The organism is Streptomyces purpurogeneiscleroticus (assembly GCF_020024005.1).
Taxonomy (GTDB): Bacteria; Actinomycetota; Actinomycetes; order Streptomycetales; family Streptomycetaceae; genus Streptomyces; species Streptomyces purpurogeneiscleroticus.
Genome location: NZ_NHSG01000038.1, coordinates 1 through 6,471 on the forward strand (window position 1 = coordinate 1; position 6,471 = coordinate 6,471).

At 70.5% G+C, this 6,471-nt stretch carries 7 protein-coding genes; 2 read left to right on the forward strand and 5 right to left on the reverse strand.

Going from position 1 to position 6,471, the window contains the following annotated elements:
- Nucleotides 1-46 precede the first annotated feature (46 nt).
- From CCS38_RS01005 to CCS38_RS01020, 4 genes are all read right to left on the reverse strand, one after another.
- Complete coding sequence (locus CCS38_RS01005) at nucleotides 47-1,471, reverse strand: alkaline phosphatase family protein (RefSeq protein ID WP_223731262.1); 1,425 nt, start codon at nucleotides 1,469-1,471, stop codon at nucleotides 47-49.
- A gap of 164 nt (nucleotides 1,472-1,635) precedes the next feature.
- Complete coding sequence (locus CCS38_RS01010; protein WP_223731263.1) at nucleotides 1,636-2,565, reverse strand: isopenicillin N synthase family dioxygenase; 930 nt, start codon at nucleotides 2,563-2,565, stop codon at nucleotides 1,636-1,638.
- A 66-nt stretch (nucleotides 2,566-2,631) separates the two neighbouring features.
- Nucleotides 2,632-3,084 carry a nucleoside deaminase gene (locus CCS38_RS01015; protein ID WP_223731264.1) on the reverse strand — a complete coding sequence of 151 codons (453 nt, stop codon included), beginning with the start codon at nucleotides 3,082-3,084 and terminating at the stop codon, nucleotides 2,632-2,634.
- On the reverse strand, nucleotides 3,081-3,488 hold the full coding sequence (locus CCS38_RS01020; protein ID WP_223731265.1) for a PLD nuclease N-terminal domain-containing protein: 408 nt from the start codon (nucleotides 3,486-3,488) through the stop codon (nucleotides 3,081-3,083). Before CCS38_RS01020 ends, CCS38_RS01015 begins: the two co-directional genes overlap by 4 nt.
- Before the next feature lie 89 nt (nucleotides 3,489-3,577).
- Here CCS38_RS01020 and CCS38_RS01025 point away from each other — a divergent pair, with 89 nt between their 5' ends.
- Both CCS38_RS01025 and mqnP read left to right on the forward strand, forming a co-directional pair.
- A complete protein-coding gene (locus tag CCS38_RS01025) occupies nucleotides 3,578-5,035 on the forward strand; it encodes a menaquinone biosynthesis decarboxylase (protein WP_223731266.1) in 1,458 nt (485 codons plus the stop codon).
- Complete coding sequence (mqnP, locus tag CCS38_RS01030) at nucleotides 5,032-5,937, forward strand: menaquinone biosynthesis prenyltransferase MqnP (protein ID WP_223731267.1); 906 nt, start codon at nucleotides 5,032-5,034, stop codon at nucleotides 5,935-5,937. The genes CCS38_RS01025 and mqnP overlap by 4 nt, the downstream gene beginning before the upstream one ends.
- A 67-nt stretch (nucleotides 5,938-6,004) precedes the next feature.
- Here the strand turns inward: mqnP and CCS38_RS01035 are convergent.
- Nucleotides 6,005-6,471: DUF4870 domain-containing protein (locus tag CCS38_RS01035; protein ID WP_223731268.1), on the reverse strand; the 467-nt coding region annotated here is incomplete at its 5' end.

Genomic DNA, 6,471 nt, shown 5'->3' on the forward strand with positions numbered 1-6,471 from the left:
GGTGGTGCCGGTGTACGCGGCCCTGACCTGGCGGCCGGGCGGCGGCTCAGCGGCGTTTTCGGCCGCCGGGCTCCTGGTGGGGCGGGGTCTGGCCGGGGCCGGGGAGGATCGGTTTCGGCAGGGTTGTGACCTCTCGCTTGGCCGCTGCCAGGCGCTCGGCGGTGTCGTGCGGGAGGCGTGGTGGGCGCCGGGCGGGCCAGAAGCCGAAGGCCGAGGTCAGGTCGCCGAAGGTGGCCCGGCGCCAGTCGGAGATGTTCGGCTCCTCGACGCCGGTGAAGCGCTCCAGGAACTGCAGTACGGAGGTGTGGTCGAAGGGCTCGCCCGCGGCCCAGCCGCCCACCGTCCACGGCGAGACGATCAGGCACGGGACGCGGAAGCCGCCGCCGATGGGCAGCCCGCCGACGAACTCGTCCTTCGTGCCGGCGGCCGGCACCGGCGGCGGCACATGGTCGAAGAACCCGTCGTTCTCGTCGTAGTTCAGGATGAACGCGGTCTTCCGCCAGACCTTCGGGTTACTGGCGATGGCCTCGACCGTCCGCGCGACGAAGGCGGCACCGGCGGCCGGCAGATAGTCCGGGTGCTCGGACTCCGCCGCCGTCGGGATGATCCAGGAGACGGTCGGCAGCCGGTCGTTCCGTGCGTCGTCCTCGAAGGTGCCCGCGGGCCGCGGCCGCACCCCGCGCTCGTACAGCGCGTCCCCGGGCCCGGCGTCCCGGAAGCTCCGGAACTGCTCCAGCAGATTGCAGCCGTAGTCGTTGTCCTGCTGGTACACCTGCCAGCTCACGCCCGCCGCCTGCAGCCGTTCGGCGTACGTCGTCCAGCGGTACGGCTGCGGCGCGGTGTTGTTCCGGACCGGGCCGCCCCGGGTGCCGCCGGGGTCGATGGTGCCGGTCATCCAGTACAGCCGGTTCGGCCAGGTGGGCCCGAAGACCGAGCAGAAGTAGTGGTCGCAGAGGGTGAACGCCTCGGCGAGGGCGAAGTGGAAGGGGATGTCCGCACGGGTGTGATAGCCCATCACATACGGGCCGTTCTTCCCGTCCGCCTTGCGGTGCGCGGGCAGCCAGCGGTCCATCCGCCCGTCGTGCCACGCCTCGTGCTGCACGGACCAGGCGTGGCTGGTGGACGGGACGGCCTGCGCGCTGGACCGGCGGGTGTCCAGGTGGAACGGCAGCAGATAGCCGTCCGGGTTCATGGCGTCCGGCTGATGGAAGACCGAACGGCCGGTGGAGAGAGTGAGCGCCTCCGGGTCCGCGAAGCCGCGTACGCCGCGCAGCGTCCCGAAGTAGTGATCGAACGAACGGTTCTCCTGTATCAGCAGCACGACGTGCTCGATGTCGTCCGGCGAGCCGTGCCGGGGCGGTCCGGCCGCGACCGCCTTCCGTACGCTCGGCGGCAGCAGCGACAGCGCGGCGGCGCCGCCCATCGCGCCCGCGGCGGAGCCGAGGAGTCTGCGTCGGGTCAGGTCGGGCACGGGTGCCCTCCCGACAGCCCGATATCGCCCGGCAAGCGGCGCCGGCCAGGCATGTTGTTGTGGAAGATGATCACTGCCGTCACTTTACGGCGGGCACGCCTTTTCCTGACGGAGGCTCAGATAAGTGCGGCTTCGTGGTGTCGGAGAGACGGAGTGCGGCCCCGTCAGCCGACGCTGATCGCGGTCAGCTTCTCCCGCAGATAGACATGCGAGTCGGGCAGACCGCCGAGACTCGTCCCCGGGTCGCACTCGTAGAAGTACACCAGCGACATCAGTTCCTCGGCCGGCTCGTCGGCCGGCGGCGGCAGGACGCGGTGCCGCCCCGACTGCCAGCGGCCGCCGGTCCACCGTGCCATCAGATCGCCGATGTTCACCGTGAACGAGTCCGGCGCCCAGGGCGCGTCCGCCCAGCCGTCCGCGTCGGTGAAGACCTGCAGCCCGCCCTTGCCGCGCTGCCGGTCCAGGACGGTGACCGTGCCGAAGTCGGTGTGCGGCCCGATCCGGAACTGGCCCGGCAGCGGCGCGCCGACCACGTCCGTCCCCGGATACCAATTGACGTTGAAGCCCCAGGTGGGGTGCCCGGTGTGCCGGGTGAAGAAGTCGGCGGGCTCGCCCAGCGCACCGGCGAGCACTTCGAGGAGCAGGTCGGACAGCGCCCGCATCTCGCCGGTGTACCGCTCGACCAGCGGCCGCAGCTCCGGCACCGCCGCCGGCCAGGTGTTCGGCAGGAACCACTCCGCGTCCACGGTGGCGTTCCCCGTCGGATCGTCGGCCGCGAAGGACAGCGACTCCTTCAGGTCCGGCGGTGTCTCCGTCCCCTCCGCGTACCCGTTGGCCTCCGCGCCGGGCCCCAGCCAGCCGCGCTCGCCGACCGCGACCGCGTACGGTTCCTTCTCGGCCGTCGGCAGCCGGAAGAACCGCCGGGCGGCCGTACGGATGTCCGTCCGCAGCCCCGCGTCGACGCCGTGCCCGGTGATGACGAGGAAACCGGCGGTGCGCAGCGCGGCGTCGACGGTGGCGGCGAGCGTCTGCCGGACCGCGGCGTCGCCTGTCCGCCACGCGCCCAGGTCGATGACGGGAATCGCGTCACTCATCGCCGGTCTCCTTCGGCCCGCTCGCGACACTCCGGCTTGTGCCCTTGTGCCCTTGTGCCCTTGTGCTCAGTCCTCGCCGATGTCCTCGTGCCACAGCTCGGGCCGGTCCGCGATGAAGGCGCGCATCATCGCGACGCACTCCGGGTCATCCAGCACCACGACCTCCACGCCGTGCTCGGCCAGCCAGTCGTGCCCGCCGTGGAACGTCTCCGCCTCGCCGATCACCACCCGGGAGATCCCGAACTGGCGCACCAGCCCGCTGCAGTACCAGCAGGGCGAGAGCGTGGTGACCATGGTCGTGCCCTTGTACGAGCGCTGCCGCCCGGCGGCCCGGAACGCGGCCGTCTCGGCGTGCACCGACGGGTCGCCGTCCTGCACGCGGCGGTTGTGTCCCCGCCCGAGCAGCGTGCCGTCCGCGCCGTACAGCGCCGCGCCGATCGGTACGCCGCCGGAGGCGAGCCCGGCCCGGGCCTCGGCCACCGCGACGGCCAGCATCGCGGATGTGTCGGGACCGCTCATTCGTCACGCTCCCCGGGGCCCTTGCCGTCTCCCGACTCGCGGCGGCGGAGCTCCTCCTCGCGGCGCTTCAGGTCCGCCTCCCAGTCCTTGAGCAGCGCCTCGTCCTCGTCCCCGCGCTGTGCCCGCTCCTGGGTGCCCAGCTTCTCCAGGAACTCGGGGTTGTCGTCCGGCGCGACCCAGCCGCCCCGGCCGCGCCGCGTCGCGCGGCCCTCGGCGGCGAGCGCCGCGCGGTTCTTCCCGGCGATCAGCCAGGACACCGACCCGACGAGCGGGAAGAGCAGTACGAGGATCGCCCAGAGCACCTTCGGCATGTGGCGCACATGCTTCTCATCGGTGGTGACGCAGTCGATGAACGCGTAGATGCTCAGTGCCAGCGGCACCAGGATCATCAGCACCCGCAGCATGTCTCGCTCCCCCTGGGAGTGGCCGGGCGGGCCGGTGAGTGCGGCCCCAGTGACCAGTCCAGGGTAGTGCGTACCGGATACTGGGACGCATGGCTTATGACGATCTTCGCTCGTTCCTCCGGGCGCTCGACCGCGAAGGTGACCTCAAGCGCATCAAGGCCGAGGTCGATCCCCACCTGGAAGTCGGGGAGATCGTCGACCGGGTGCAGAAGGCCGGCGGCCCCGCGCTCCTCTTCGAGAACGTCAAGGGCTCGGCGATGCCGCTGGCCATGAACGTCTACGGCACCGACCGCCGCCTCCTGAAGGCGCTCGGCCTGAAGTCCTACGAGGACATCAGCAGCAAGATCGGCGGGCTGCTCAGGCCCGAGCTGCCGCAGGGCTTCGTCGGCGTCCGCGAGGCGTTCGGGAAGCTCGCGAACATGACGCACGTACCGCCGAAGAAGGTGAAGGGCGAGGGCGCGCCCGTCCAGGAGGTCGTGCTCCGGGGCGACGAGGTCGACCTCGAACAGCTGCCCGCCCTGTTCACCTGGCCCGAGGACGGCGGCTCGTTCTTCAATCTGGGCCTGACCCACACCAAGGACCCCGAGAGCGGCGTCCGCAACCTCGGTCTGTACCGCCTCCAGCGCCACGACAAGCGCACCATCGGGATGCACTGGCAGATCCACAAGGACAGCCGGAACCACTACCAGGTGGCCGCCCGGCGCGGCGAGAAGCTGCCGGTCGCCATCGCCTTCGGCTGCCCGCCGGCCGTGACGTACGCCTCGTCCGCGCCGCTCCCCGGCGACATCGACGAGTACCTCTTCGCGGGCTTCGTGCAGGGCAAGCGGATCGAGATGGTCGACTGCAAGACCGTGCCGCTCCAGGTCCCGGCCAATGCCGAGGTGGTACTGGAGGGCTGGCTGGAGCCGGGCGAGATGCTCCCCGAGGGCCCCTTCGGCGACCACACCGGCTTCTACACGCCGCAGGAGCCGTTCCCCGCCCTCACCATCGACTGCGTCACGATGCGCAGGCGTCCGCTGCTGCAGTCGATCGTGGTCGGCCGGCCGCCGACGGAGGACGGCCCGCTGGGCCGGGCCACGGAGCGGTTCTTCCTCCCGCTGCTCAAGATCATCATCCCGGACATCGTGGACTACCACCTCCCGGAGTCCGGCGGCTTCCACAACTGCGCGATCGTCTCGATCGACAAGAAGTACCCCAAGCACGCGCAGAAGGTCATGCACGCCATCTGGGGCGCGCACATGATGTCGCTGACCAAGCTGATCATCGTGGTTGACGCCGACTGCGACGTCCACGATCTGCACGAGGTGTCCTGGCGGGCGCTCGGCAACACCGACTACGCCCGCGACCTGACGGTCGTGGAGGGCCCGGTGGACCACCTGGACCACTCCTCGTACCAGCAGTTCTGGGGCGGCAAGGCCGGCATCGACGCGACCGCGAAGTGGCCCGAGGAGGGTTACACCCGGGACGGGGGCTGGCCGCAGATGATCGTCTCGGACCCGGAGATCTCCGAACGGGTCACCAAGCGCTGGAAGGAGTACGGCCTGTGACCAGCGCCTCCGCCGCCATTCCGCAGCAGCCGGGCCGGACGAAGGCGTTCCTTCGCCTGGTGATGATCGAGCACTCGGTCTTCGCGCTGCCCTTCGCCTACATCGCCGCGCTCACCGCGATGTTCCAGGTGGACGGGCACGTCCACTGGTGGGAGCTGCTGCTCGTCACCGTCGCGATGGTGGGCCTGCGCACCTTCGCCATGGCCGCGAACCGGATCATCGACCGCGAGATCGACGCCCGCAATCCGCGCACCGCCCACCGCGAGCTGGTCACCGGCGCGATGTCGGTGAAGCACGCCTGGACGGGCGCGCTGGTCGCCCTCGTGGTCTTCCTGGCGGCGGCCGCGCTGCTGAACCCGCTCTGCCTGGCCCTGGCCCCCGTCGCGGTGATCCCGATGGTGGTCTATCCGTACGGCAAGCGGTTCACGAACTTCCCGCAGGCCATCCTCGGTCTCGCCCAGGCCATGGGCCCGGTCGGCGGCTGGCTGGCGATCACCGGCGAGTGGTCCTGGGAGGCGGTGATCCTCGGCCTCGCGGTGGGCATCTGGATCGGCGGCTTCGACCTGATCTACGCATGCCAGGACGTCGAGACCGACCGTGAGGTCGGCGTGAAGTCCGTACCGGCACGCTTCGGCATCCCGGCCGCCATCTGGGGCGCGCGCGGCTGCCATGCGGTCACCACGGCGTTGTTCGTGTGCTTCGCGCTGGTCACCGGCGCCGGGGTGTTCTTCTGGGTCGGCCTGGTGATCGTCGCGTGCGCGTTCCTGTACGAGCACACGATCGTGAAGCCGCACGACCTGTCGCGCCTGAACCGGGCGTTCTTCCAGGTCAACGGCTTCATCGGCATCGCGCTCTTCGTTTGCGCGCTGCTGGACCTGCTGGTGCGCGGGCTGACGCTCTGAAAGAGCGGCAGAAACGGCCAGGGGCCGGCACCCGCCCCGGTGCCGGCCCCTGTCGTTCCGCCGTTCTTCAGTCCTTGACGAAGCGCCAAGCCAGGAACTTGGGGTAGGACCACATCAGGCCGTTGTTGGCCTTCACCGTGCCGATGATCCCGAAGACCAGCGTGGTGATCCAGTACGCGCCGAAGAGGACGAAGTAGCAGATCAGCGGGATGAGGAAGACCATCCCCGGGTCGCCCGTGCCGGAGTCGGCGGTCACGCCCGCGCTGATCACCACGACGAAGTACAGCACGCCGGTGATCGCCGCCATGATCGCCTGGGTGATGCCGTAGTTCATGCCCTGGGCGGCGTGGTGGCGGATGTACGGGTCGTGCTCGTTCTGCGCGTTGTTGCGGATGGCGAGCGGGGCGATCCAGCCGCACAGCATGCCGATGCAGCACACGCCCGTGCCGACGAAGACGGTGAGCACCGCGCCGAGGTGCGACCACATCGCGGGCCCGGTCGAGGGCCGGGGCGGGGTGGCGTAGCCGTACCCGG

Coding starts and splice junctions, on each gene's coding strand:
- CCS38_RS01010 (WP_223731263.1), bottom strand. CDS start 2,565: ATGAGTGACGCGATTCCCGTCATCGACCTGGGCGCGTGGCGGACAGGC.
- CCS38_RS01025 (WP_223731266.1), top strand. CDS start 3,578: ATGGCTTATGACGATCTTCGCTCGTTCCTCCGGGCGCTCGACCGCGAA.
- CCS38_RS01015 (WP_223731264.1), bottom strand. CDS start 3,084: ATGAGCGGTCCCGACACATCCGCGATGCTGGCCGTCGCGGTGGCCGAG.
- CCS38_RS01020 (WP_223731265.1), bottom strand. CDS start 3,488: ATGCTGCGGGTGCTGATGATCCTGGTGCCGCTGGCACTGAGCATCTAC.